Source organism: Campylobacter australis, assembly GCF_050586305.1.
In the GTDB taxonomy this organism is placed as follows: Bacteria; Campylobacterota; Campylobacteria; order Campylobacterales; family Campylobacteraceae; genus Campylobacter_A.
This window is the reverse complement of the sequence record NZ_JAXUAA010000006.1, coordinates 23,046-47,228: the sequence shown is the minus strand read 5'-3', so window position 1 is coordinate 47,228 and position 24,183 is coordinate 23,046. Positions and strand designations below refer to the sequence as shown.

The following is a 24,183-nucleotide window of genomic DNA, read 5'->3' as shown; positions in this document are numbered from 1 at the left end:
TTTACGAAAAAATTTTAAGGGGAAAACATGCAAATTTTTAAAATTTTATCACTTTGTGTTTTGCTTGTTTTTGCAAACGCTAATCAAAAAGGAGAGCAGATGAGAGACGAGATTTACCTAGCAGGTGGATGCTTTTGGGGTATGCAAGGATATTTTGATAAGATTTTTGGAGTGATTGAGACTAGCGTAGGCTATGCAAACGGCATAAGCGAAAGTGCTAATTATCACGGCTTAAAACAAAGCGGACATGCTGAGACTATGCACATCGTATTTGATGCAAACCGTATAAATTTAGCTGAAATTTTACTTCACTTTTTTAGAGTAATTGACCCAACTAGCCTAAACCGCCAAGGAAACGATATCGGCACGCAGTATCGCACAGGCATTTACTACACCAATCCTGCCCACGAAAAGATAGCTAGGCTTAGCTTAAAAATTTTGCAAGAAGACCATCAAAAGCCACTTGCAATCGAACTAGAGCCACTTCGTCACTATATCTTAGCTGAAGAGTATCATCAAAAATATCTTGACAAAAATCCAGGTGGCTACTGCCATATCAATCTAAATTTAGCACACGAGCCGCTTTTTAAGGCGAAATTTTCGCTCACACAAAAAGAGCTCAAAGACAAACTAAACGATATAAGCTACGCTGTAACTCAGCAAAATGCGACCGAGCGCCCATTTACCAGCGAGTTTGATAAATTTAACGAAAAGGGAATTTATATAGACATCACAAGTGGTGTGCCGCTTTTTAGCTCGAAGGATAAATTTGACGCAGGGTGTGGCTGGCCAAGCTTTTATAAGCCTATCACAACCGACGCTTTAAAATATCTAGCCGATAAATCACACGGCATGGAGCGCACCGAAGTTCGCTCTAGCACGGCAAACGCACATTTAGGGCATGTATTTGATGACGCACCGCTTCAAAATGGAGGCTTAAGATACTGCATAAACGGCGCTGCACTGGAGTTTATCCCAGTGGATAAAATGCGAGAACTAGGGTATAAAAAGCTACTTCCGTTTGTGGAGTAGATGGGGGCTCAAGCCCTATTTATAAATTTATCAAAAACCATTTAGGATAAAACTACTTTAGCCTAAATTTTTGATTTTCACTTGCGAGCTCTTGCAGCTCTTGTAAATTTTTCTCACTCTGTTTTAACAACTCATCAAATTTAAACCCAAGCATTACTATGCGATAAAGCTCGGGTTTATTTTTACGCCAGTTATATAATGTCTTGGTGTCTATTTTTAAAATTCCAGCAATGTCTCTTTGCGATAGATTATTTCCCACTTATTTGCCTTTTTGTAAGGAATTTATGCAAATTTCACTGACTTATCAACTAAGTAATTATTTCTTTATTATTTATTTTATAAAGGAATAATTACTTATATTTAGTTTTTATTAAGCGTTTAATTAGTAAGATTAGCTAAACAATTTTTTACAAGGAGAAAAAATGAGTAAGCTATATGATGCGGATTTGGATTTTTTAAGACAAATCAGTGATGAGGATTTGACGCCATTGGTTAAAATTTTAACTGATCCAATAAGCGAAACGCTCACAGCAAAAGAAAAATACAAAGCCTTCAATCCGCAACACAGCAAGTATATCGATGAAATAATCGATGAGCTACATGATTATGGTGGAAATACAGTTTTTAATTTACTTCGTGGAAGTGGAGTTTCGTATCGTGAAATTTTACTAGATGTCTGCAAAAATCTAAAAATGCAAAATGCAAAATATCTAAAAAGTTTGCCAATAGACGAGATAGAACAAGCCTTAATAGAACAGGGCTTAAGAGTGCAATTAGATAAACTTGACGACGCACAAAAAATAGCTTTTTTGAACGATTTAGGAATAGAAACGAGAGACGCTACAAAAATTTCTACAGATAGTGCCATATTAATGGTAAGACAAGCCTTTAGAGCGGGTGGTTTTAAATCTTATCAAATATCACTCAAGGTAATAAATTATGTTTGGAATGCAACCTTTGGCATAATTTTTGGCAAGCTTTCATTTGCCACAAATGCCTTAATAACAAAATCTTTGAAATTTTTAACATCTGGACCAATCGCTGGAGCTATGGCTGTTTGGACTATTTTTGACATCGCAAGTCCAGCCTATAGAGTTACAACGCCAGCAGTTTATTACATAGCTAGTTTAAGACTAAGGTATAAATACGAAAAACTACTTGAAAAAGAAAATAACAAATAGTTTAAAATGGCTAAATTCCTGCCATATATAGGCAGGAATTTTTTATATTACTTCGAACAAGCCGACTTGCCGTCCATCACTGGCTGGATCGCAGAGTTATCCGCTCCGCCGTCGTCATTTATCTTTTCTATCTGCTTCCAAAGCTTTCTAGCAGCCTCTTCATAGCGTTTTGCAGTCACACTATTTGGCTCGTAAAAGCTCACAGGCTTACCACTATCGCCACCCACTCTCACGGCTGGTTCTATCGGCACTTCGGCTAAAATTTGCGTCTTATAAACTTTAGCCAGTTCAGCAGTCGTGCCCTTGCCAAATATATCATACTCCTTGCCGTTATCAGGGCAGATGAAGCCGCTCATATTTTCAACAATTCCAGCGATTGGGATGTGTAGTTTTTCAAACATATCAAGTCCGCGTTTACTATCATCAAGTGCCACTACTTGTGGTGTTGTCACGCACACACCAGCAGTCACTGGCACACTTTGAGCAAGTGTCAGCTGCGCATCACCAGTACCCGGAGGCATATCAAGAAGCAAGACATCAAGCTCACTCCAAAGCACATCACGAAGCAGCTGCTCGATAGCTTTCATAATCATCGAACCACGCCATATAAGGCTAGCGCCCTCCTCCATTAGCACACCCATACTCATCATCTCAACGCCATGCGATAAAATCGGCTTTAGCTTATTGCCAACAACTTGTGGTTGAGTGCCGACTTCGCCAAGCATTCTTGGGATATTTGGTCCGTAAATGTCAGCGTCTAAAATCCCTACTTTTTTGCCTAGTTTTGCAAGGCTTATGGCTAAATTTAGCGTAGTTGTACTTTTGCCAACACCGCCTTTTCCAGAGCTTACCATGACGAAATTTCTAATCTGCGGAGCGATATTTTTACCGCTTTGGCTGTTTGATTTTTCCTCTGGCATTTTTGGCTGGATGATGTTTATCTCCGCCTGCGCACCACCTAAAACTCGAGAAATTTCAACTCTTAACTCATTTGCTACATCAGCACTTGAGCTAACTATCTCAACATCTATCTTTATCTTCTCGCCAGCTTCGACATTTTTTACAAAGCCAAAACTCACGATGTCCTTTTCAAAACCTGGGTATATAACCGCCTTTAAACGCTCTAAAATTTGCTCTTTACTTAGCATTTTTCTCCTTTATTAGATTTTTTGAAATTTTATACGCACAAAATTTTGGCCCACACATCGAGCAAAACTCCGCCTTTTTAAAGCCATCATCAGGCAAGCTCTCATCGTGAAGCTCTCTTGCCTTATCTGGATCAAGAGCAAGTTCAAACTGCTTGTTCCAGTCAAACGCCCATCTCGCATCACTCATCGCATGATCTCGCTCTATCGCTCCTGCTCTGCCACGAGCCACATCGGCTGAGTGAGCGGCGATTTTGTGTGCGATAATGCCATCTCTTACATCAGCAGCCGTTGGAAGCCCTAAATGCTCTTTTGGCGTCACATAGCAAAGCATCGCCACGCCGTGATACGCCGCCATCGCTCCACCTATCGCACTTGTGATGTGATCATATCCAGCACCTATATCGGTAGGAAGTGGTCCAAGCACATAAAATGGGGCATTATGGCACCACTCTTGCTGAATTTTAACATTGTATTCTATCTGATTTAGTGGCACGTGTCCGGGACCTTCAACCATGACTTGCACATTCTTTTCCCACGCACGAAGCGTAAGTTCGCCTAAAATTTTAAGCTCACTTAGCTGAGCCTCATCAGTAGCATCATACAAACAGCCAGGGCGCAAACTATCGCCAAGCGAGAGTGCTACATCGTATTTAGCACAGATATCACAAATCTCATCAAAGGCTTCGTAAAATGGATTTTCTTTATGATAGTGCATCATCCAAGTAGCCATAAGGCTCCCACCACGGCTTACTATACCCATTTTTCGTTTTGGAATAAGTGGCATAAATTTAAGCAAAAATCCAGCATGTATCGTAAAATAACTAACCCCTTGCTGTGCCTGTTTTTCAAGTACTTCAAGCATAACTTCTATGCTTAAGTTTTCAACATCTTTTACATCGTGAATTATCTGATACATCGGAACTGTACCGATTGGAACTGTTGAATTTTGGATAATAGCTTCTCTAATCTTATCAAGATCGCCACCAGTTGATAGATCCATAACCGTATCAGCTCCATATTTAAGGCATAAATTTAGCTTTTCAAGCTCGCTATCTATGTTACTAGCAAGACTTGAGTTGCCTATATTTGCATTTACCTTTGTCTTTGCGTCTATGCCGATTGCCATTGGAGTTAAGTTAGCATGATTTATGTTTGCAGGGATTATCATCCGCCCAGCAGCCACGCACTCACGCACAAACCGAGCCTCTAACCTTTCAACATTTGCCACATACTCCATTTCAGGCGTTATAATGCCTTTTTTAGCATAATACATCTGAGTTGGTGTAGCGTCATTTGCTCTACTTTTTAACCAGTCTGTTCTCATAATCACCCCTAAATTAATAGAAATATTTTACAAAATTTTAACTTCTAATAACCTTTAACATCGCTCTAAAAAATTTTCAAACATTTTTTTAAAAAATAAAGAAAATAAAAGTCTTTAAAGTGTATAATTTCGTAACATTTATAAAAGGCTGATTATGTTAGATGTCACACTTATTATGCTTGGAGCTGGCAACTCCACACGCTTTGGGCTACCTGTTAAAAAACAATGGCTTCGTATCGGCTCTGATCCACTTTGGCTTATGGCTACCAAGAATTTGAGTAAATTTTACACATTTAAAGATATTATCATAGCTAGCAAAGAGTGCGAATATATGTCAAGATTTGCTCCACACTACCAATTTATTGCTGGTGGAGAGACGCGCCAAGAAAGCCTAAAAAACGCACTTAGCGAAGTAAAAACTGAGTTTGTTTTAGTAAGTGATATAGCTCGCCCCATCATAACACAAGAGCTTTTTAGCAAAATAATAGACGGTGCAAAACAGGCTGATTGTGTAATTCCTGCACTAAAAATTTCCGATACTGCTTACTTTGGAGAGGACGCGATAGATAGAGAAAAGATAAAGCTCATACAAACGCCCCAGCTTTCAAAGACTCAAATTCTAAAAGACGCCTTAAAAACGGATCAAATTTTTACCGATGACAGCTCAGCTATCCGCGCAATGGGTGGCAGCGTATGGCAAATTTTAGGCGATGAGCAAGCTAGAAAAATCACAACAACACAAGATCTAAAAAAGCTAAAATTACAGCCGCCAAGCTTTGAGCAGTTTGCAGGAACTGGCTTTGATGTGCATGAGTTTGCAGATGGCTACGAGCTTTGGCTATGCGGCGAAAAGATAGAGCATGAAAAGGGCTTAAAGGCGCATAGCGACGGCGATGTTGCGCTTCATGCACTAAGTGATGCCATACTTGGCGCAGCTGGGCTTGGTGATATAGGCGAACACTTTCCTGATACTGACGAAAGATATAAGGGTGTAAGCTCGGTGTCTTTGCTTCAAGAAATTTATAAAAATGTACAAAATGTTGGCTTTGAGCTAGTAAATGCCGACATCACCATAATGGCAGAGCAGCCAAAACTAAGTAAATTTAAAGCAAAAATGGAGACAAATATCGCAAATGCCCTAAACATAACGCCAAGCCGCATAAATGTAAAAGCAACAACGACAGAAAAGCTTGGATTTGTCGGACGCAAAGAGGGTATAGCTGTGATAGCGAGTGCAAGCTTAAAGTATTTTGATTGGACAAGAGTATGAAAATTTTAATAGTAGAAAATGAAATTTACCTAGCAGGCTCAATCTCCAGCAAACTTGGAGATGTTGGGTTTGACTGCGAGATAGCAAACAGCGTCAAAGACGCATTAAAACACGAAAGCGCGGATATTATCTTGCTTTCAACCACTCTTGGCGGACAAGACTTTTATCCTATCATTGAAAAATTTAAAAACACCATCATTATACTTTTTGTAACATACATAAGTAGTGATACCGTGCAAAAACCTATACAAGCGGGCGCTAGCGACTATATACAAAAGCCGTTTATGATCGAAGAGCTGCTTCGTAAAATAAACCATTTTATCGAATACAAACGCATGAAAAGCCTTATACAAACGCAAGAAAATTATATAAAACATACGCTTGAAAAATTTAAGATCCCAGATCTTGAAAGTAAAAAAATAAAACTTCCATTGCTTATAAAAACACCCAAAATTCAGTTTGCAGATAAGTTTGTATTTAGATTTACCAAAGAGCAAAATTTGCCTTTTAGTATAGCAAACACAACAAATTTAGCCGAGATTTTAAATGCGATTAGACTTTGTAAAGATGAAGTGTTATATATAAATAATCTACAAAATTTCAACGAAAATGAGCGTGAAGCCATCGTTGGAGCCTGTTACAAAAAGCGCGTTATACTCGCAACAAATAACTTTGAACAAAGTGCGCTTTTTGAAACTATGGAGCTTGCTAAAGATGAGCAAAGCTTTAGCGTGGATAGTATCGTGACTCTTGATGAGTATTTAAAACACACCATATCCACCTATCAAGACCGTTACCCTGATACTGAGCTTGCTAAAAAGCTTGGAATCTCACGCAAATCACTTTGGGAAAAGAGAAAAAAGTATGATATTTCAAAGAAAAAGTAAAAGTATAAACATCAGCAAACAAATTTTAGGCACGCTTGAGCTTATAAAAAACCAGATTTTTTCAGAATTTAATGCGCTTATGAGCGAAGAGCAGGCAAGAGAGTGTCTAAAAACTGGTAAACTTGCAGGCGAAGAGATGCCATTTGCCTTTATCTTTGCTCCAAAAGAGCTTGATGAAGTGGAGCTTAAAGCTGTAGAACAAATAGAGCTAGTTTTTGAAGGGACAGCTGTTGGGGTTATAGAAATTTCAACCATATATGAGATGAAGCCAGAATATGAAAAAAATATCTTTAACACCAGCCAGATAAACAAATGCGAATTTAGTAAATTTGCTATAAGTGGAAATTTTGAGCTTTTTGTTAGCGAAGTAAGGGAGGCAAAAGAGCAGATACAGCGGATAAAAAGAGAGCAAAATGCTAAAAAAATAACCGCCATAATGCTAACCGCAGACCCCTTAAATAGAGCGCATGAGCGTATAATAAGAATGACAATTGATCAAGCCGACTTAGTTGTTATATTTTTACTTCAAACATATCAAGAAAAGCACCTAAATTTCGAGCTTAGAAGAGAGATAATAGACTACTTTATCAAGCGATACCTTCCTGAAAATCGCGTTGTGGTAATGCCGTTTAAAAATACAAATTTATTTAGCGCACACCAAAACCCAACACTTGAATACCTAGCAGCATATAGACTTGGCTCAAACCGACTAGTTTTAGGGCAAAACCATAGCAGCCTTAGTATATTCTACGATCATAATCAAGTAAAAAGCATACTTGATAGCTATGTAAAGCGCAAGGATATGGAGATAGTCATACTACCTGAGCTTGTGTATTGTAACGAGTGTAAAACGCTTGTTAGCACACGAACATGTCCTCACGGTGCACACCATCACATCCGATATAACCCAAATGTGATAAAAACATTGCTCTTCCAAGGGATCTTGCCGCCAGCTATCCTTGTGCGACCAGATATTTCGGCTATCGTTTTGGGTGCACTTTTTAAGGATAGATTTGAAAATTTACAAGATCTTTGCCATGGACTTTTTGTAAATTCCGGACTACTTGAAAAACACACTGAACGAGAATTTTACGAAGAGCTGATGAGACTTTATCAAACCTCATCTTTAACATAAGGAATTTTATGCAAAAATTATTTTTAACATTTTTTGGCGCAGGACTTAGCCCAAAGGCACCAGGTACTGTTGGCTCAGTAACTGCGGCTATCGTTGGATATTTTATACTTAAATTTTTCTCTGCAACCACCCTATTTTTAGCAACTATCCTAATCTCCCTCATCGCCATAAGTGTTATAAATGCTTATGAAAAGCAAAGCGGAGAGCATGATAATGGCTGGATAGTCATCGATGAAGTTGCTGGTGTATGGCTAGCGTTTGTGATAAGTGGAGCAACTGAGATACAAATGCTCTTATCCCTTGTCTTTTTTAGGGTTTTTGACATTTTAAAGCCATCTATTATCGGGAGGATCGATAGAGATGTAAAGGGCGGTCTTGGAGTCATGGGTGATGACATCGTGGCTGGCTTTGTTGCTGGGATAGCAAGCTCAATGATTTATGGTATTTTACTTAAATTTAACCTTGCAAGCTTTTAAAAGCAAACACTAAAAAGTATTTTAAGGTATATTGCAAAGCTTTTTATCAATGATAAATTCAAACAAAAGCTTTGCCCCACTATCCCTATAGAAAAGATGGTGTAGCTTAATGCCACCAGCTAACATGGGCACAACCCTTGGATCTTTGCAGTGAGTTTCAATACTTCGTTTTATAAGCATTTGACGATATTTTTTTAGCTCGTCATCACTCATTTTTAAGATAGCTTTACTTGAAGCATCATTTATCTTATAATGATAATATAGCTCTTCACCAACATTTAAAAGCGCAGTAAGCGTGAAATTTATATCGCGACGCTGCGGAAGAGCACGCGAATAATACTCAGCATAAGAGCGTGCCAGCTCATAGGGCGTGGCAAAAAGTACCACAAAAAGGCTACACATAAGAACTATCGCTCGCAAAACTGCCTATCCACGCTTATGCGAAATTTCTCTTTACTGTCCTTTAAAAATATCCCATTTAAGGTTAAGTCGTGGTGTAAAATTTTTAAAAAAAGCCTATTTTCGCATAGATCTTGCTTTGCGCCTAAAACAAGATCAGACCTTAAATTTGCCTTATCTTTTTCGATAATAAAAATCCCGTTTAGCTCGCTATTTTTAGCACCTATGCTATTTAAAGTAATGTTTTCATTTATCTTTGCGGGTAGATACTGCGCAGCTAAAACAGCTATAAACTGAGCTGTCTCAGCTGGCTTTAGTGTTTTTAGCAAATTTTCATAAATACTAAAGTCAGGTACCTTTTGTCCAAAAAGCAAAGCCATAAAACCAAGCAACAAAGCTATCTTTTTCACACCCATTTCCTATCTATAAAAGGTGAGAGTTTGACCAAAATTTCATACTCTATAGTATTAAAAAATTTTGCCCAACTACGCGCATCATCAAACACACAAACCCACTCGCCCACATCTTCACAGCTAAAACTATCCATACTCATCTTACCTAGCATTGGCTTCTTGTTTGCCAAAAGCAGCTCGCCCTGTCCGCTATATCTTAAAAGTCCGCCGCCATAACCAATGTCATAAGTTGCCACGGTCATATCCTTTGGTGCTATAAATTTTGCCCCATATCCGACACCCTGAGTGGCTTTTAGCGTGCGTGCGCTAATACGCCTAGCCCAAAGACTAAGAACTGGTTTTAGCTTTAAATTTTTATCAAACTGTGCATATCCAAACTGTGCCATACCAATGCGCACATATTCATCATCAAACCCAGATGAGTTTCTCTCAAAAGCAGCTGAAGCATGCGAATGAAAAACTAGCTCATCTTTACTACCAACCTGCTCTTTTATGAGTGCTTTTACAAGCTTGAAATTTTGCTTTTGCACGAAATAATCCGCATTCATCTCGTCAGCCGATCTAAAGTGTGTAAAAACTCCAAGAAGCTGTAAATTTCTCTCTTTTATGATTTTTAAAGCAACATCTATCTCACTTAAATCTATGCCATTTCTATGCATTAAAGTATCTATCTTTAAGTGTATCTTTATACCACTTTTTGCCGCTCTTAGGTCATTAAGAGAATTTGCAGCATAGATAAAGTCATCTTTTTCAAAGCCATTAAAAATGTGTGAAAGTATAAGAATTTCTTGCATATATTGCGTAAGTTCATATGCTTCGTGCTCATTTTTTACCGCACAAATTTTAAACCCAAGTTTACTTGCTGTTTTTGCCAAAAGCTTTGCCCCATGCCCATAAGCATTACTTTTTAATACAAGTATGACGCGCCCACTAGCTTTTTTAGAGATAACCTTAAGGTTATGTTCATAATTTTTTTTATTTAGTCTAATCTCTGCCATTAGACATTAAAACTCACATCATAAGCCTTATAAACATCTGGCAAAAGGCGCCTTACGCTATAATCAAGAGCATAAAATTTCTGATAAACTTCCCTTGCATTAATCTCTTTTGCACTATCAAAGTCAAAAACATCCGTACCATTTTTCTTGGGGATATTTGCATCTAAAAGCTCAAAAAACTCAGCCCTTGCTTTAAAAATTTCCTCAATTTTTTTTGCTATTTCCTCTTTCTTCTCCACTTTTACTCCTCAACTAAAATTTTCATACCATCTTCATAAAGCTTAACATAAAGTGTCTTTTGCCCACTAAATTTCGTTGATGGAGAATCATAAACCTCGTAAAAACTCACACGAAAAAGTGGCTCATTTTTAGAATTTGGGTATGGGGTTATGACAAAATTTGAAAAACTGATACTCTTTTGTTCTTTGCGTGAAAATATCATGCGTTTCATGTTTTTAAAATTTTCCAAACTCATGCCATCGTGACGGATAAAATCCTTATCATAGAAGCTAAAATACTCCTGCGTATCATTTTGTGTCCACGCCTTTTTCCATTTAAAAATACTAGAAAAAATTTTACCTATCTTTGTGGTATCAGCCTTTGGTCGCTCACCCTCATATATAAAAGCAAGGCTTTTTTTATGATCAATTAACTTATCATACGAACCAAGCAAGATGTCATTTTTCATAGCAACACAACCCTTAGTCTTTAGATCATCGGTGCGTTCGCCATTGAGTGGATAACCGTGTATCCAGATACCGCTTCCATTTCGTTTTGCATGCTTATCGAGTAAATTTGGATAAGAAAGCGAAAAAGCAAGTGGTCCTAAATATGGATCACTGGGGATAAAACGGCGCGTAAGCTCATATACACCAATAGGCGTTTTTAAGTCACCTTCAGCCAACTTTTCACCGCTTTTTCCCACGATTACATCTATATTTAGCTCACTTTTTATATTGCCATTTGAATAAGAGATAACTTCGAGTTTTTTGTTGTCTTTATCAACCACGCTTAACAAAACATCGCTATCATAGTAACCGTATTCTAAATTTTTACTTTCTAGCTTTTTTTGCCAAAAGCTATCACTTAGAATGTTTTTTTCTATCGTTTTTATAACTTCACTCGCGCCATTTTTTAGATAAATTTCTTCATAATCTGTTGCATTTAAACAGGATAAGACAGTAAAAAATAAGATAATCTTTTTCAAATTTATACTCATTTTATTGGAATTTAAACCGCTTATTATACCAACAATTTACTTAGTTTTGCTAAACTTGTGTGATAAAAAGATGAAAAATATTAATTTTTATCTTAAATTTCTCACAAAGGATATAAAAATGAAAAAAATTCTACTACTTAGTTCACTTTTAGTACTTGGTACTTTTGCTTCTGAGATAAGCATCGAGAAAATTTACGCAAAAGAGAGCATGAAAAGTGCTGCAAATGGTGCTGTTTTTATGGATATAACAAACAACTTAGGTGCAGATATAAAGCTAATTTCAGCAAGTTCTAATGTATCAGACAGTGTGGAGTTGCACGAGCATAAGACGATTAATGGCATGTCAATGATGTCAAAAGTAGATGACATCGCTATCGCAAACAAAGAGACTGTACATCTAAAGCCAGGCGGTCTTCACATAATGCTTATGGGACTTAAAAAACAGCTTGTAAATGGCGACGAGATCGATCTTAGTCTTAAATTTGATACTGGCAGAGTGATAAATTTAAAAGTTGATGTTGTAAATCACAAACAACTCTTTTTAGAGTAATGAAAAAGTATTATGCCCTGCTCGTAGCCATTACGATTGGGGCTTTATCGTTTGTTTTTTTTAGCAACAAAACCTCTGTTGCATCAAGTTTTAGTATCTCACAAAATAAACTTGAGCCACTAAAATGCGATCTTAATATTAAGCCCTGCGAGGTTGTTTATAATAATAAGAGTATAAAATTTGATTTTTTAGATGATAAGATCGCGCCTATGCAAGAGCTTACACTGGTTATTAGCGGTCTTGATAAGCTAAACTTTAAATCTCCCAGCTTACAAATGTATGGATTAAATATGAATATGGGAAATATCAATGCAAAACTTACAAAACAAGATGAAAATTTCATCTCAAACATCGTCCTTAGCTCATGTCTTATCGATATTATGAGATATCGTCTTGAAGTCTTAGAGCAAGGCAGAAAGACTGGTCTTTATGTCGATTTTGACCTGAAATTTTAGGAGGGAAATTTGAGATACTTCTTTTCATTTTTTATCGTACTTTTTGTTATTGTAGGCTCAACCTTTTTACTTATTAAAAAAGATCCACACTATTTTTATGCCGATATAAATGGTACAAAGGTCGGACTTGAGAGCTTTGATGGCGAGTATAAGGCAGTTTATTTTGGTTATCTTTATTGTCCAGATATTTGCCCAAGCACTCTTTTTAAGCTATCAGAAGTGCTAAAAGAGTTAAATCGAAGTGATTTTAAGCTAGTATTTATAACGATCGATCCTGAGCGTGATACAAACGAAGAGCTTACACAAATGGCACAAAATTTTTATGATAATGCGATTGGCTTAAAGATAAATAACCTAAAATATGTTGCCAAAAACTACGGGGTAAAATATCAAAAAATAGAGATGCCAGACTCTGCTATGCGCTACTCAGTTGCTCATTCAAGTTCTATTTATCTGCTTGATAAAAAAGGTAAGTTCTTTACTGAAATCTCAAATTTAACAACAAAAAATATCAGAGAAAATTTACAAAATTTAATAAAACAACGCCCCTAATTAGCCCTTTTTAAAAAGAGCTAAAAGAAAAATAAAGCTTTTAAAGCAAAACCAATCTCCACTTTTGCACCATTTGCCATAATCCAAGCGCTACTTTGTTTTGCGCCACTAAGCTTAAAACGAAGTGTATTAACATCAAAGTATGAAATATTTAAGTCGCTAAAACACCATCATAAAAGCTATAATCATCAAATTCATCATTGCAATCCTTAGCCACAAAAATAGCTCGTACTAAAACAGCAGACATCGCACCAAGTTTTTCTTTCCCACAAGCCGAAAAATATGGCATCACTGGAGTTAATGTGCAAAAGCTCCACTCTAAAATTTTACTCTTTCCATCTTGTTCGTAGCTAAATTTGCCATATAATTTTTATCAAACTCAAGAACTTGCTTCAAAAACAAAACAAACTGTCGCTCGTTTAACTTTTTTATTTTTATCATTTTGCTTGTTTAAAACTATGCTATATTCTAGCTTTTTGCCATCCTTAAAAAGTTCAGAATTTTTCATCTTTATGTCTAGCAAATTTGGATTAAGCTTGGTATTAATAAAATCAGTTGCAATCTTGTATTCTGGTAGTGGGCTAGTATACTATTTGCAAAAAAACAAGACCAAAAGTTGCTAGAAAACGCACAAATTCTGGACTTTTTAGCTTAAGGGCTTCATTAAATGTTTGCATTTTTATTCATGCAGTTTTATCTTTACAAATTTTATCATAATAATATCATTTTTGATAAAAATCGCCACCATTTTTACAAAGTTCATTTAGGCTAGAATTTGACATATTAAAGACATAAACTCATCCATTTTCTCCGCTCATCCAAGATATACCTATCTCACTAATGCCATAGTTTAAAAATAAAAATCTATAATATATGGCGTAAAAAGATTATCTATCGCGCTTTTTGTGCTGACTTGATTCGAGATTTTCTCAAGGACAAACCTAGTCTTATGTCCAGCACTTATGGCTTTAGCAACGGTATTTTCTTCAGTAAAGCCTGTAAAAGAGCTATTTTTGTCATGCTAATACTCATTTATATTGTGCTGCATATAAGTAGTTTGCGTGATTTTTGATGAATATTTTAGTATATGGCTTAAGCTTGGCGGATTTAGTCCGCTTGTAATCCTTGGTTTATTTATGCAGGCAAGTTCATTAAAATTCATCTTGCTATGATTTGGTTCTAAAGCTAGCATAAGCAAATTGTTGTTTAAAAAATTTTCATAAAGTAGGTAAATACCAGCTAGAAATAAAATGATTATAAGTAAATTTTAAGGTAAGTTAGTTCTTGCAAGATGAATAAAATTTAAAAAAGAAAAGACCTGCAAAAGCAGGTCAAATTTACGCTTTTGGTCCAGCTTTTGCGTATTCAACGCCCTCAGCCACATCTTCATAGCGTTTGAAATTCTCAATAAACATCTTTGCTAGCTTATCACGCATAAAGATATATTCATCAGAATTTGCCCATGTGTTTATAGGATTAAGCAGTCTTGTTTCCAAGCCATCAAGTGCTTTTGGTATGCAAAGGTTAAATTTCTCAAAATTTTCAAACTCACACTTTGTGATACTGCCGTCAAGTATGGCATTTATGCACGCACGCGTAGCCTTGATGCTCATACGCTTACCAACACCATAAGCACCTCCACTCCAGCCAGTATTTACAAGATAGACATTTACGCCGTATTTATCGATCTTCTCGCCCAAAAGCTTAGCGTATGCAGTCGGATGCAGTGGCATAAATGGCTCTCCAAAGCACGCACTAAATGTCGCTTGTGGCTCGGTGATACCGCGCTCTGTTCCAGCAACTTTGGCTGTGTAACCGCTTAAAAAATAATACATAGCCTGCTCTTTTGTCAGCTTTGCGACTGGTGGAAGTACGCCAAAGGCATCGGCTGTTAAAAATATGATATTTTTTGGATGTCCAGCACTCAGGCTTGGCTCGTGGTTTGCGATATGCTCGATCGGGTAGCTCACGCGAGTGTTTTCGGTTTTGCTACCATCTTTGTAATCTACCACGCCGTTTGCATCTGCTACAACATTTTCAAGCAGGGCATTGCGCTTTATGGCACCGTAAATTTCAGGCTCACTCTCAGGATCAAGGTTGATACATTTTGCATAGCATCCACCCTCGAAGTTAAACACGCCTTCATCATCCCAGCCATGCTCATCATCACCGATAAGCCTTCTGTACGGATCTGTTGAAAGCGTTGTTTTGCCAGTGCCAGAAAGTCCGAAAAATAGCGCAGTATCGCCGTCTTTACCGACATTTGCCGAACAGTGCATACTAAGCTTTCCTTCAAGCGGCAACCAATAATTCATCATAGAAAAAATGCCCTTTTTCATCTCGCCACCATACCAAGTTCCGCCTATGACAGCAACATTTTCTTCGACATTAAAGATAACAAAAACATCGCTATTTAGTCCATCTTTTTCCCATTCATCATTTTTGCATTTACAAGCATTATAAACGACAAAATCAGGGCTAAAATTTTCTAGCTCAGCTTCATTTGGGCGAATAAACATATTTTTTACAAAATGCGCTTGCCAAGCCACTTCTGTAACAAAACGAACTGATTTTTTGCTCTTTTTACTAGCTCCGCAAAAAGCATCTTGCACATACAAATCCTTACCACTAAGCTGAGTTTTTGCCTTTTGTAAAAGCTTATCAAATAGCTCTTTTGTAATAGGCTTATTTACCTTACCCCAAGATATATACTTGCCACTTGGATCTTGCTTCACAAAATACTTATCCTTTGGACTACGACCAGTAAAAACTCCTGTATCGACCATAAAAGTTCCGTTACTTGAAACTTTACCTTCGTTGTTATTTTTCTCATGTTCAAAAAGTTCATCGTAGCTTAGATTGTAGAAAATTTTTCCGACATTTTTTAATCCCATTTTTTCCAAATTTGCCTTCATTTTTCACCTCTTACTTAAATATTGATAGTAAAATACCAGCAGCGACGGCAGAGCCGATAACCCCAGAAACATTTGGTCCCATTGCATGCATGAGTAAGAAATTTGTAGGATCTTCCTTCATGCCCTCTTTATTTACCACTCTAGCTGCCATCGGCACGGCACTAACGCCGGCTGCACCAATGAGCGGATTTATCTTATCTTTTCCAAACTTATTCATAAGTTTTGCCATCAAAACACCAGCTGCAGTGCCTATAGCAAATGCCACAAGCCCAAGAAGCAAAATTCCAAGAGTATTTGCTACTAGAAATTTCTCCGCTGCAAGCTTTGAGCCAACCGTAAGCCCTAAAAATATCGTGACTATATTAATAAGTGCATTTTGCATCGTATCGCTTAAGCGGTTAACTACACCACTTTCACGAACAAGATTGCCAAAACAAAGCGCTCCTACAAGCGGAGTAGCATCTGGCAAAACAAGTATGCAAAGCATTAAGATAGTTATAGGAAAGACTATCTTTTCGCGCTTACTAACTTCTCGAAGTTGAACCATTTTAATAAGGCGCTCCTCTTTTGTGGTCAGAGCGCGCATAATCGGTGGCTGGATAATAGGCACTAAAGCCATATATGAATACGCTGCAACCGCGATCGCTCCAAGCAGGTCGGGGGCAAGACGAGACGCTAAAAATATAGCTGTCGGACCATCTGCTCCACCTATAATGCCTATGGCGGCGGCATCAGCTAGCGTAAAGTCAAATATATTTGTGTATTGACTAAGCGTAACGGCACCTATAAGAGTCGTGAAAATTCCAAACTGTGCCGCACCTCCCAACATTGCTGTTTTTGGATTTGCTAGAAGCGGTCCAAAGTCAGTCATCGCTCCAACACCCATAAAAATAATGAGAGGGGAAAGCCCAGTTTCTATACCAAAACCATAAATGATACCCAAAAAGCCATTTGGCCCAGCTATCTCGGCAACAGGTATGTTTGCAAGCAATCCACCAAAGCCGATTGGTAAAAGCAAAAGTGGCTCAAAACCTTTTTTAATCGCAAGATAAAAGAGCAAAAAGCAGATAAAAAACATTATGATACGACCATAGCTTTGTGTAAATTTACTAAGCTCGTGTCCTGCACTATCTTTGTAGCCTTCAATAGGATTTAAAAGAGCATTTATCCCCGTGGTCTTGTAAAAGCTAGTAAATAGCTCGCTCATTGTCTTTGACTCGTATTTTGGTTGCGCATTACTAGCTGGCTCGCTCGCAAAACAAAAACCGCTAATCAAAAAAGCGAGTAAAATTTTGACTAAAATTTTCATTAACCTATCCTAGCTAAAAGCTGGGCATTTTGAACATTTTGCCCTTGCATAACATCGATACTTGTTACAGTCCCATCACAAGGAGCAGAAACTTCGATCTCCATCTTCATTGCCTCTATGATAAATATCGGCTGACCTTTTTTTACGATATCACCGACTTTAGTTAAAATTTTAAATATAACTCCTGGCAAACTTGCAGTAACCGCCTCTCCGCTACCATTTGATATGCTCAAAGCTTGCTGTGCTGGATGGATGGTTGGCGTAACATTTGTTACCTCAACTCCATCATCAAATCCCTCTTTTACCTCAACATTATATCGCACACCATTAACACAAACGCTGTATTTGCCAGCTTCATTTTTTGCAGAAGGTGTCGTAGTAGCTGGCTTAGGAGTGTTTGAAATTTTTCGGACATTTACTTTAGCTTCGCCTTTTAAGAATGCTATGCCCTTTTCTTTACATGCCGCAGCGATAAATAAATTCTCCTCTGTAGCCTCTATGCCCTCGCGTGCTAAAATTTCTTTAGTGTGCGCTAAAGACTTGCTCTCATCGGCATTTGCGATGTCAAGCGCCTTGCGAGTGGTTGGCTCAAGCTTTAGTTGTTCGGCTGCGATTTTTACCACCTCACTATCTGGAGCACAAGGCGTCTTACCGAAGTAGCCAAGCACCATTTTGCCATATCCGTCGGCGATTTTTGCCCATTTGCCAAACATTACATTATTAAAGGCTTGCTGGAAGTAAAACTGACTAACTGGAGTTACGCTCGTGCCATATCCACCCTTTTCAACAACCTCTTGCATAGCATTTATAACCTCTGGAAATTTCTCCAAAATGTTATTATCACGCATCATTTGAGTGTTTGCCGTAAGTGCGCCACCTGGCATCGGTGAGAACGGAATAAGCGGACTTACTTGCGTAGCCTCTGGTGGTATAAAATAATCCTTCAAGCACTCGCCCAAAACTCGCTCGTATTTTAAAATTTTATCCGTGCAAAGTCCGCCAAGATCGTAGTTTTGACCCTTTACCGCGTGTAGCATTGTAAGGATATCAGGCTGACTTGTGCCGCCACTAACTGGGCTAGCTGCTAGATCTATACCATCTGCACCAGCTTCCAAAGCCGCCAAATAACAAGCCACGCTAACGCCTGCGGTTTCGTGAGTATGGAGTCTGATATGCGTATTTTCAGGTAACATTTTACGAGCCATCTTTATAGTTTCATAGACCTTTTGTGGACTTGAAGTTCCGCTAGCATCTTTAAAGCAAACACTATCATAAGGTATGCCAGCATCTAAAATTTCTCTTAAAATCCGCTCATAAAACGCCACATCGTGCGCTCCAACACAGCCTGGTGGTAAGTCCATCATAGTTACTACTACTTCGTGCTTTAGCCCGTGTGCGACTATCCTTTCGCCTGAGTATTTTAAATTTTCAATATCATTTAAAGCGTCAAAATTTCTTATAGTAGTTGTGCCATGCTTTTTAAAAAGCTTAGCGTGAAGATCTATTAGCTCGCTACTGCCAGTATCTAGCATAACGGTATTTACACCGCGTGCTAGAGTTTGCAGGTTTGCCTCTTTGCCAACCACCGAGCGAAATTTATCCATCATCGCAAAGGCATCTTCGTTTAGGTAAAAATAAAGACTTTGAAATCTAGCTCCCCCGCCAAACTCAAAGTGCGTTATGCCAGCATCCTTGGCTGCCTGCAAAGCTGGCAAAAAGTCATCCATAAGCACCCTAGCGCCAAAAACCGACTGAAAACCATCGCGAAATGTCGTATCCATCACATCTATAAATTTTTTAGCCATCATCTCCCCTTTGATCTTTTTTTATGTTGGGTTATTGCAGCACTAATAACCGCTGTCAAAATGCCATCATCTTTAATGTTACTTACAGGAATTTGGCTTTTATTTGGGGTTATGTTATGTGAATTGTCAAATTTTGCAAAGACTTTAGACTGAATTTTTAATACAAAAATCATAAGCAGCAAAAATGAGAAAACACCACCCATGCCAAGCACCATAAACCTAAAACCCTCAGCGACCAGATTTACATCTTGCATAAATTTCCTTATAAAATTTCAGATACAAAAATATAGCAAAAAAGAGCTAAAATTTCCTTTGTTTTTTAAGAAATTTTAGCTCTAAATTTAAAAAAGCGCTTTCAAACTTTAAGTTATCTAAAAAAACAACCCTTTTATCATAATACCAAAAACACAAATAGGCGAGACAAATCTTATCAAGATATACCATACATTAAACGCAAATTCATTCATATAAGGTTCAAAAAGTGTTTTTAGGGCTTCTTTTCTTATAATGTATCCAGCAAAAAGTGCGCCACCTATGCCACCAAGAGGCAGCAAGATCTTCTCAGCTGTAAAGTCTAAAAATGTAAAAAAGTCTTTGCCAAAGACCATATATTTATCACCAACACCTTCTATATTTGCAAAAATACATAAAATACCAAGGGCAAAAATTCCACTTCCAACTATCGTTAAGGATTTTGCCCTACTAAACCCAAACTCACGGATTAAGAAAAATACGAAAGGTTCGATAATTGATATACAAGAAGTAAGTGCTGCAAAACTAAGTGCAACAAAAAATACCACAGCTAAAACATTGCCAACAAAACCTAAATTTCCAAACAAAGTAGGAAGTGACATAAACACAAGTCCAACGCCTTGGCTTGGCTGAGCATCAAACTGAAAAACAAATGTAAAGATGACAAGACCAGCGATGATAGCAATGATAATGTTAATCCCGACAACACTTAGTGTTGATCTAACTAAATTTGTATCGTTTGAAAGCGAGGCTGAGTAAGTTATAATAACCGCCATACCAAGCGACATTGTAAAAAATGCAAGCCCTAATGCAGAAAGAAACGAGTCAAGCCCTATCTTGCTAAAATCAGGTATCAGTAAAAATGATGCAGCTTTAGAAAAGCCGTCCATACTAAATGAATAAAAAAGCATAAGCATAAGCATTACAAAAAGTGCAGGCATCATAACCATGCTAACCTTTTCTATACCGCTTTTAACACCTCTTGAAAGGATATAGATACACGAAGCAAACGCAAGTGCATAAAATATAAACTGACCAAAGGCATCTTTAGTTAGAAATTCTAAAAAGTAGCTTTTTGAGTCATCAATATTTGCAGGAAGTGAACCAAAAGATAAGACTATATACTTATAAACCCAGCCTATTATAACCAAATAATATCCAGAAATAAGAGCCGCTGTAACCATTGTAAGACCGCCCACAAAACCCCAAAAACCCTTGTTTTTAACAGCAAGTTTTTTAAAGGCATTTACACTATCGCTCTCACTAAGCTTACCTATACTAAGCTCTGCTAAAAAGACAGGGATCGCCACAATAGCACATATTAAAATGTATAAAAACACAAACGCTGAGCCGCCATTTTGACCTACAACATAGGGAAATTTCCAGATAGCACCAAGCCCCACAGCCGAACCAGCAACTGCAAGGACATAACCTAATTTACTAAAATGTTCACTTTTTGACATTATTATCCTTTAAAAATTTACTTCATTACCAAGTCATAAAGACCAGAATTTACAACAAAAACTACAAAAACACAAACAGGAGCGACAAAACGAAGTAAAAAATACCAAATTTCAAAAATCGCCCTACCCATATACTTTAAAAAAACATCCTCCAAATCCTCTCGTTTAATTACATATCCAACAAAAACACAAAATACTATGCCACCTAGCGGAAGCATGACATTTGACGCTATATAATCAAGCCAATCAAAAAATCCCCTTTCAAAAAATGTAAGACCTTCTTTAAAACCATCAACATTTGAAAGTGCGCAAAGAATTCCTAGCACATAAACAACCGCACCAACAATGCTTATAGCCTTTAGTCTTGAAAGACCAAATTCTCGCTCTAGGAAAAATATAAACGGTTCAACCATCGAAACTGCCGATGTAAGACCAGCAAAAACAAGTGCTATAAAAAATGTAAAACATAAAAAATGCCCTATCTCTCCAAGCTTTGCAAATAGCGTTGGCAAAGATATAAATGCAAGCCCTACACCCTGACTTGGCTGAGCGTCAAACTCAAAAACAAATGTAAATATGACAAGACCAATGGCTATGCTAATTATAATATTTAAAGCAACAACATAAAGAGATGATGTAAATAAATTTGTACTATCGTTCATGTTTGCAGAGTAGGTTACAATAGCTCCGATACCAACGCACATCGTAAAAAATGCAAGTCCAAGTGCCATGAAAATGCTCTCGGCAGTTAGTTTTGAAAAATCAGGCACAAGTAAAAATTCCAACGCCTTTTTAAAGCCATCCATAGTGGTTGAAAATACTAGCATTAGCAAAATAAGCACAAAAAGTGTTGGTATAAGAAGTAAATTTATACTTTCTATACCGCCTTTTATACCCTTTGCAAGCACAAAAAAGTATGCAAAAAAAGCAAGTGTAAAATATAAAATTTGCTCGCCCGCACCAGCTGATATAAATGCTCCAAATTGCGCAGATGATATTTGAATATCTGCTGGCAATTCAAAAAATGAATTTAATGCATATTTTACCACCCAGCCTATTATCAAAGTATAAAATGATGCTACAAAAATTCCCGTTATCATCATAACACCGGCAAAGCCCCACACTCGTTTATTGCTCGGCGCAAGCATCCTAAATGAATTTACAGGATCAGTTTTAGCAAGCCTACCCATACTTATCTCGGCAAAAAATATACTAAGACCAACAACGATAGCAAACACAAGATATACAAGCACAAATGCCGAGCCACCGTTTGAGCCAACCATATATGGAAATTTCCATGCATTGCCAAGCCCTATAGCTGCACCAACAATAGATAAAATAAATCCGAGTCTTGAAAATTTATCGTTCATTACTTAACCAGTTGATATATCATAATCGCGATGATTGCAAGTGGTGTGATATAGCGAAGCAAAAAGTACCACACCTCAAACATATTCCTACTCATAAAACCACTAAAAAGCATAACAAGAGCCTCTTTTTTAAGCATAAAACCTACAAAAAAGCTAAAAACTATCGCTCCAAGCGGCATTAAGATATTTGATGTAGTATAATCAAGAGCATCAAAAATAGGCTTACCAAAGAGTGTGAAATTTGTAGCTGTTGGCTCATAGTAAGAAAATATACAAAATACACCTAAAATATAGACAAAGATACCAACATAAATGAGCGCATTAATCCTTGACATCTTAAATCTATTTACAAGGTAAAAAACAAATGGCTCTATCATAGAAACAGCGCTCGTAACGCCAGCAAATAAAAGGGATGTAAAAAATACCACCGATAATACATTACCCACAACACCAAGTTTGGCAAATAATGTAGTAAGCGAAACAAAAATAAGACCTGGCCCAGCCTGCGTAGTATCTGCGCCATAGGCAAAAACAAGAGTAAAAACAACAAGTCCCATTATGATGCCTATCATTATGTTTATAAAGATGATAGAAAGCGTTGATCTTACCAGATTTGCTCCGCTTGGCAAGCTTGCTGCATATGTAGGAACTGTGCAAACTCCCATTGACAATGAGAAAAACGCAAGTCCAAGCGCAGCTAAAATCGTATCGCTTGTTATAGCACTAAAATTTGGAACAAAAAGAAATTTTGCAGCCTGCACAAAACCATTACCTATGAAGAGTGAATAAAAAAGCATAAGAACAAGCAAGATAAAAAGTGTTGGCATCATCCATATATTTAGCTTTTCTATGCCACCTTTTATTCCTCTTGAAACAACATAAAATATAAGAAAAAATACAGCGCTAAAACAAATAAGCGCACTTGTAACATCACCACTTAAAAGCTTACCAAATATTGCTCCAGCTTCGCTTGCTTGAGTTGGAAGTGAGCCAAAACTAAGATATATATAATACAAAATCCAGCCTATAACAACCATATAAAACGAAGCGATTAAAACAGCTGTTATCATGAAAAATCCAGCCAAACTCCAAGTTTTTTTATGTTTTGGTGCAAGCTTATAAAGGGAATTTACAACATCGGTTTCACCAAGCCTTCCAACGCTAAGTTCAGCCAAAAATGCAACAAAAGCAACACCAAAAGTAAGCACTAGATAAAGTACTATAAAGGCAGAACCGCCGTTGTTACCTACCATTGTAGGAAATTTCCAAGCATTGCCAAGGCCAACAGCAGATCCTGCCATCGCTAAAACAAAGCCTATCTTTGTAAATTTTTCGTTCATTTTTGCCCTATTTAAATAATAAATTTAAAATAAATAATTTGTAACAATACCATAAAAAGCTTTGAATTTGTATAAATAGCAATAAAATTATGAAAAAATTTTATTTCGGTTGGGTTTTTTAGAAACAAAATAAAACTCTTGCAAATTTTAAGTAAATCAAAGCTTTTTTTTGTATAATGCACGCTTTAAAAGGTTTGAGTAGGGGACAGATCCGAAAGAGCTTAAAATTTTAAGGAGATACGATGAAAAAGATCGTTTTTTTAGTTATTGGTCTTGCTGCATTTGCATTTGGTGCTGACGGCGAGATGATTAAGTCATATACTGTTATTGCAGCTGGTCTTGGTCTTGGTCTTGCAGCTCTTGGTGGCGCCATAGGTATGGGTAATACAGCAGCAGCTACTATCAGTGGCACAGCTAGAAACCCTGGTGTAGGCTCAAAGCTTATGACTACGATGTTTATCGCTCTTGCGATGATCGAAGCACAAGTTATCTACGCACTTGTTATAACACTTATCCTTCTTTATGCAAACCCAATGTTGGGCTAATAACCAAGGTAATCTTAAAGCCCCTTTTTGGGGCTATTTGTTCTTTTAAATTTATTTTGCGGTCGTGGTGGAATTGGTAGACACGCTATCTTGAGGGGGTAGTGCCTTCCGGGTGTACGAGTTCGAGTCTCGTCGACCGCACCAT

General features: G+C 37.4%; 28 protein-coding genes and 1 tRNA gene. 11 read left to right on the top strand and 18 right to left on the bottom strand.

The genetic code is table 11. The annotated features are described in order from the left end of the window. Positions 1-27 precede the first annotated feature (27 nt). Entirely contained in the window at positions 28-1,032 is a 1,005-nt protein-coding gene (gene msrB, locus U5B17_RS08165; RefSeq protein WP_430804857.1) for a peptide-methionine (R)-S-oxide reductase MsrB, read from the top strand. A gap of 52 nt (positions 1,033-1,084) precedes the next feature. On the opposite strand, the gene U5B17_RS08160 is transcribed toward msrB, so the two are convergent. After that, positions 1,085-1,291, bottom strand: a complete 207-nt coding sequence (locus U5B17_RS08160; protein WP_430804856.1) for a transcriptional regulator — start codon at positions 1,289-1,291, stop codon at positions 1,085-1,087. Between the two features lie 163 nt (positions 1,292-1,454). On the opposite strand from U5B17_RS08160, the gene U5B17_RS08155 reads away from it, so the two are divergent. Beyond that, positions 1,455-2,213, top strand: a complete 759-nt coding sequence (locus tag U5B17_RS08155) for a DUF3944 domain-containing protein (protein WP_430804855.1) — start codon at positions 1,455-1,457, stop codon at positions 2,211-2,213. Between the two features lie 47 nt (positions 2,214-2,260). On the opposite strand, the gene U5B17_RS08150 is transcribed toward U5B17_RS08155, so the two are convergent. Beyond that, positions 2,261-3,361, bottom strand: a complete 1,101-nt coding sequence (locus U5B17_RS08150) for an Mrp/NBP35 family ATP-binding protein (RefSeq protein WP_430804854.1) — start codon at positions 3,359-3,361, stop codon at positions 2,261-2,263. Beyond that, positions 3,351-4,685: a phosphomethylpyrimidine synthase ThiC gene (gene thiC, locus U5B17_RS08145; protein ID WP_430804853.1), complete on the bottom strand. Its 1,335-nt coding sequence runs from the start codon at positions 4,683-4,685 to the stop codon at positions 3,351-3,353. Before thiC ends, U5B17_RS08150 begins: the two co-directional genes overlap by 11 nt. A gap of 154 nt (positions 4,686-4,839) precedes the next feature. Here thiC and U5B17_RS08140 point away from each other — a divergent pair, with 154 nt between their 5' ends. From U5B17_RS08140 to U5B17_RS08125, 4 genes are read left to right on the top strand one after another with little or no spacing between them, the layout of a single operon-like run. Further along, on the top strand, positions 4,840-5,955 hold the full coding sequence (locus U5B17_RS08140; RefSeq protein ID WP_430804852.1) for a bifunctional 2-C-methyl-D-erythritol 4-phosphate cytidylyltransferase/2-C-methyl-D-erythritol 2,4-cyclodiphosphate synthase: 1,116 nt from the start codon (positions 4,840-4,842) through the stop codon (positions 5,953-5,955). Continuing rightward, positions 5,952-6,842 (top strand): response regulator, encoded by an 891-nt coding sequence (locus tag U5B17_RS08135; RefSeq protein ID WP_430804851.1) that lies wholly within the window; start codon positions 5,952-5,954, stop codon positions 6,840-6,842. Before U5B17_RS08140 ends, U5B17_RS08135 begins: the two co-directional genes overlap by 4 nt. Next, positions 6,820-7,977 (top strand): sulfate adenylyltransferase, encoded by a 1,158-nt coding sequence (locus U5B17_RS08130; RefSeq protein WP_430804850.1) that lies wholly within the window; start codon positions 6,820-6,822, stop codon positions 7,975-7,977. The genes U5B17_RS08135 and U5B17_RS08130 overlap by 23 nt, the downstream gene beginning before the upstream one ends. An 8-nt stretch (positions 7,978-7,985) precedes the next feature. Further along, on the top strand, positions 7,986-8,453 hold the full coding sequence (locus tag U5B17_RS08125) for a phosphatidylglycerophosphatase A family protein (protein ID WP_430804849.1): 468 nt from the start codon (positions 7,986-7,988) through the stop codon (positions 8,451-8,453). 21 nt (positions 8,454-8,474) lie between these two features. Here U5B17_RS08125 and U5B17_RS08120 read toward each other — a convergent pair whose 3' ends face one another. Genes U5B17_RS08120 through pgp2 form a run of 5 tightly spaced genes read right to left on the bottom strand, consistent with a single transcriptional unit; the run spans position 8,475 to position 11,470 of the window. Then, positions 8,475-8,873: a hypothetical protein gene (locus U5B17_RS08120; protein ID WP_430804848.1), complete on the bottom strand. Its 399-nt coding sequence runs from the start codon at positions 8,871-8,873 to the stop codon at positions 8,475-8,477. Next, positions 8,861-9,262, bottom strand: a complete 402-nt coding sequence (locus U5B17_RS08115) for a hypothetical protein (RefSeq protein WP_430804847.1) — start codon at positions 9,260-9,262, stop codon at positions 8,861-8,863. The genes U5B17_RS08120 and U5B17_RS08115 overlap by 13 nt, the downstream gene beginning before the upstream one ends. After that, the gene (locus tag U5B17_RS08110; protein WP_430804846.1) at positions 9,259-10,263 is read right to left on the bottom strand and encodes an alanine racemase; all 1,005 of its coding nucleotides are present in this window, start codon (positions 10,261-10,263) and stop codon (positions 9,259-9,261) included. Before U5B17_RS08110 ends, U5B17_RS08115 begins: the two co-directional genes overlap by 4 nt. Next, a complete protein-coding gene (cmeU, locus tag U5B17_RS08105; protein ID WP_430804845.1) occupies positions 10,263-10,502 on the bottom strand; it encodes a CmeU family protein in 240 nt (79 codons plus the stop codon). The genes U5B17_RS08110 and cmeU overlap by 1 nt, the downstream gene beginning before the upstream one ends. 2 nt (positions 10,503-10,504) lie before the next feature. After that, entirely contained in the window at positions 10,505-11,470 is a 966-nt protein-coding gene (pgp2, locus tag U5B17_RS08100) for a cell shape-determining L,D-carboxypeptidase Pgp2 (RefSeq protein ID WP_430804844.1), read from the bottom strand. 130 nt (positions 11,471-11,600) lie between these two features. On the opposite strand from pgp2, the gene U5B17_RS08095 reads away from it, so the two are divergent. Genes U5B17_RS08095 through U5B17_RS08085 form a run of 3 tightly spaced genes read left to right on the top strand, consistent with a single transcriptional unit; the run spans position 11,601 to position 13,039 of the window. Continuing rightward, positions 11,601-12,032, top strand: a complete 432-nt coding sequence (locus U5B17_RS08095) for a copper chaperone PCu(A)C (RefSeq protein ID WP_430804843.1) — start codon at positions 11,601-11,603, stop codon at positions 12,030-12,032. Beyond that, a complete protein-coding gene (locus U5B17_RS08090) occupies positions 12,032-12,487 on the top strand; it encodes a hypothetical protein (protein WP_430804842.1) in 456 nt (151 codons plus the stop codon). Before U5B17_RS08095 ends, U5B17_RS08090 begins: the two co-directional genes overlap by 1 nt. A gap of 9 nt (positions 12,488-12,496) precedes the next feature. Beyond that, the gene (locus U5B17_RS08085; protein WP_430804841.1) at positions 12,497-13,039 is read left to right on the top strand and encodes an SCO family protein; all 543 of its coding nucleotides are present in this window, start codon (positions 12,497-12,499) and stop codon (positions 13,037-13,039) included. Between the two features lie 151 nt (positions 13,040-13,190). On the opposite strand, the gene U5B17_RS08080 is transcribed toward U5B17_RS08085, so the two are convergent. The 10 genes from U5B17_RS08080 to U5B17_RS08035 form a co-directional block, all read right to left on the bottom strand. Beyond that, positions 13,191-13,328, bottom strand: coding sequence for a hypothetical protein (locus U5B17_RS08080; RefSeq protein WP_430804840.1), 138 nt, complete (start codon positions 13,326-13,328; stop codon positions 13,191-13,193). Between the two features lie 90 nt (positions 13,329-13,418). Continuing rightward, positions 13,419-13,547: a hypothetical protein gene (locus U5B17_RS08075; RefSeq protein WP_430804839.1), complete on the bottom strand. Its 129-nt coding sequence runs from the start codon at positions 13,545-13,547 to the stop codon at positions 13,419-13,421. 513 nt (positions 13,548-14,060) lie between these two features. Then, positions 14,061-14,231, bottom strand: a complete 171-nt coding sequence (locus U5B17_RS08070) for a hypothetical protein (protein WP_430804838.1) — start codon at positions 14,229-14,231, stop codon at positions 14,061-14,063. Positions 14,232-14,376: 145 nt separating this feature from the next. After that, positions 14,377-15,954, bottom strand: coding sequence for a phosphoenolpyruvate carboxykinase (ATP) (pckA, locus tag U5B17_RS08065; protein ID WP_430804837.1), 1,578 nt, complete (start codon positions 15,952-15,954; stop codon positions 14,377-14,379). Between the two features lie 10 nt (positions 15,955-15,964). Continuing rightward, positions 15,965-17,263 carry a sodium ion-translocating decarboxylase subunit beta gene (locus U5B17_RS08060; protein ID WP_430804836.1) on the bottom strand — a complete coding sequence of 433 codons (1,299 nt, stop codon included), beginning with the start codon at positions 17,261-17,263 and terminating at the stop codon, positions 15,965-15,967. Further along, entirely contained in the window at positions 17,263-19,068 is a 1,806-nt protein-coding gene (locus tag U5B17_RS08055) for a biotin/lipoyl-containing protein (RefSeq protein ID WP_430804835.1), read from the bottom strand. Before U5B17_RS08055 ends, U5B17_RS08060 begins: the two co-directional genes overlap by 1 nt. Beyond that, entirely contained in the window at positions 19,068-19,322 is a 255-nt protein-coding gene (locus U5B17_RS08050) for an OadG family protein (protein ID WP_430804834.1), read from the bottom strand. The genes U5B17_RS08055 and U5B17_RS08050 overlap by 1 nt, the downstream gene beginning before the upstream one ends. 117 nt (positions 19,323-19,439) lie before the next feature. After that, positions 19,440-20,783 (bottom strand): sodium-dependent transporter, encoded by a 1,344-nt coding sequence (locus U5B17_RS08045; protein WP_430804833.1) that lies wholly within the window; start codon positions 20,781-20,783, stop codon positions 19,440-19,442. Between the two features lie 17 nt (positions 20,784-20,800). Next, entirely contained in the window at positions 20,801-22,153 is a 1,353-nt protein-coding gene (locus tag U5B17_RS08040; protein WP_430804832.1) for a sodium-dependent transporter, read from the bottom strand. After that, on the bottom strand, positions 22,153-23,493 hold the full coding sequence (locus U5B17_RS08035; protein WP_430804831.1) for a sodium-dependent transporter: 1,341 nt from the start codon (positions 23,491-23,493) through the stop codon (positions 22,153-22,155). The genes U5B17_RS08040 and U5B17_RS08035 overlap by 1 nt, the downstream gene beginning before the upstream one ends. A 242-nt stretch (positions 23,494-23,735) precedes the next feature. Here U5B17_RS08035 and U5B17_RS08030 point away from each other — a divergent pair, with 242 nt between their 5' ends. Beyond that, complete coding sequence (locus tag U5B17_RS08030) at positions 23,736-24,038, top strand: F0F1 ATP synthase subunit C (RefSeq protein ID WP_430804830.1); 303 nt, start codon at positions 23,736-23,738, stop codon at positions 24,036-24,038. Positions 24,039-24,096: 58 nt separating this feature from the next. Continuing rightward, positions 24,097-24,182 (top strand) — tRNA-Leu (locus U5B17_RS08025). The last annotated feature ends 1 nt before the right edge of the window (position 24,183 follow it).

What these genes read in the sequence shown, in the direction of transcription:
- msrB (WP_430804857.1), top strand. Translation starts at nt 28, where the DNA reads ATGCAAATTTTTAAAATTTTATCACTTTGTGTTTTGCTTGTTTTTGCA.
- U5B17_RS08155 (WP_430804855.1), top strand. Translation starts at nt 1,455, where the DNA reads ATGAGTAAGCTATATGATGCGGATTTGGATTTTTTAAGACAAATCAGT.
- U5B17_RS08150 (WP_430804854.1), bottom strand. Translation starts at nt 3,361, where the DNA reads ATGCTAAGTAAAGAGCAAATTTTAGAGCGTTTAAAGGCGGTTATATAC.
- thiC (WP_430804853.1), bottom strand. Translation starts at nt 4,685, where the DNA reads ATGAGAACAGACTGGTTAAAAAGTAGAGCAAATGACGCTACACCAACT.
- U5B17_RS08140 (WP_430804852.1), top strand. Translation starts at nt 4,840, where the DNA reads ATGTTAGATGTCACACTTATTATGCTTGGAGCTGGCAACTCCACACGC.
- U5B17_RS08135 (WP_430804851.1), top strand. Translation starts at nt 5,952, where the DNA reads ATGAAAATTTTAATAGTAGAAAATGAAATTTACCTAGCAGGCTCAATC.
- U5B17_RS08130 (WP_430804850.1), top strand. Translation starts at nt 6,820, where the DNA reads ATGATATTTCAAAGAAAAAGTAAAAGTATAAACATCAGCAAACAAATT.
- U5B17_RS08125 (WP_430804849.1), top strand. Translation starts at nt 7,986, where the DNA reads ATGCAAAAATTATTTTTAACATTTTTTGGCGCAGGACTTAGCCCAAAG.
- U5B17_RS08110 (WP_430804846.1), bottom strand. Translation starts at nt 10,263, where the DNA reads ATGGCAGAGATTAGACTAAATAAAAAAAATTATGAACATAACCTTAAG.
- U5B17_RS08095 (WP_430804843.1), top strand. Translation starts at nt 11,601, where the DNA reads ATGAAAAAAATTCTACTACTTAGTTCACTTTTAGTACTTGGTACTTTT.
- U5B17_RS08090 (WP_430804842.1), top strand. Translation starts at nt 12,032, where the DNA reads ATGAAAAAGTATTATGCCCTGCTCGTAGCCATTACGATTGGGGCTTTA.
- U5B17_RS08080 (WP_430804840.1), bottom strand. Translation starts at nt 13,328, where the DNA reads ATGCCATATTTTTCGGCTTGTGGGAAAGAAAAACTTGGTGCGATGTCT.
- U5B17_RS08075 (WP_430804839.1), bottom strand. Translation starts at nt 13,547, where the DNA reads ATGAAAAATTCTGAACTTTTTAAGGATGGCAAAAAGCTAGAATATAGC.
- U5B17_RS08070 (WP_430804838.1), bottom strand. Translation starts at nt 14,231, where the DNA reads ATGCTAGCTTTAGAACCAAATCATAGCAAGATGAATTTTAATGAACTT.
- pckA (WP_430804837.1), bottom strand. Translation starts at nt 15,954, where the DNA reads ATGAAGGCAAATTTGGAAAAAATGGGATTAAAAAATGTCGGAAAAATT.
- U5B17_RS08060 (WP_430804836.1), bottom strand. Translation starts at nt 17,263, where the DNA reads ATGAAAATTTTAGTCAAAATTTTACTCGCTTTTTTGATTAGCGGTTTT.
- U5B17_RS08055 (WP_430804835.1), bottom strand. Translation starts at nt 19,068, where the DNA reads ATGGCTAAAAAATTTATAGATGTGATGGATACGACATTTCGCGATGGT.
- U5B17_RS08050 (WP_430804834.1), bottom strand. Translation starts at nt 19,322, where the DNA reads ATGCAAGATGTAAATCTGGTCGCTGAGGGTTTTAGGTTTATGGTGCTT.
- U5B17_RS08045 (WP_430804833.1), bottom strand. Translation starts at nt 20,783, where the DNA reads ATGTCAAAAAGTGAACATTTTAGTAAATTAGGTTATGTCCTTGCAGTT.
- U5B17_RS08040 (WP_430804832.1), bottom strand. Translation starts at nt 22,153, where the DNA reads ATGAACGATAAATTTTCAAGACTCGGATTTATTTTATCTATTGTTGGT.
- U5B17_RS08035 (WP_430804831.1), bottom strand. Translation starts at nt 23,493, where the DNA reads ATGAACGAAAAATTTACAAAGATAGGCTTTGTTTTAGCGATGGCAGGA.
- U5B17_RS08030 (WP_430804830.1), top strand. Translation starts at nt 23,736, where the DNA reads ATGAAAAAGATCGTTTTTTTAGTTATTGGTCTTGCTGCATTTGCATTT.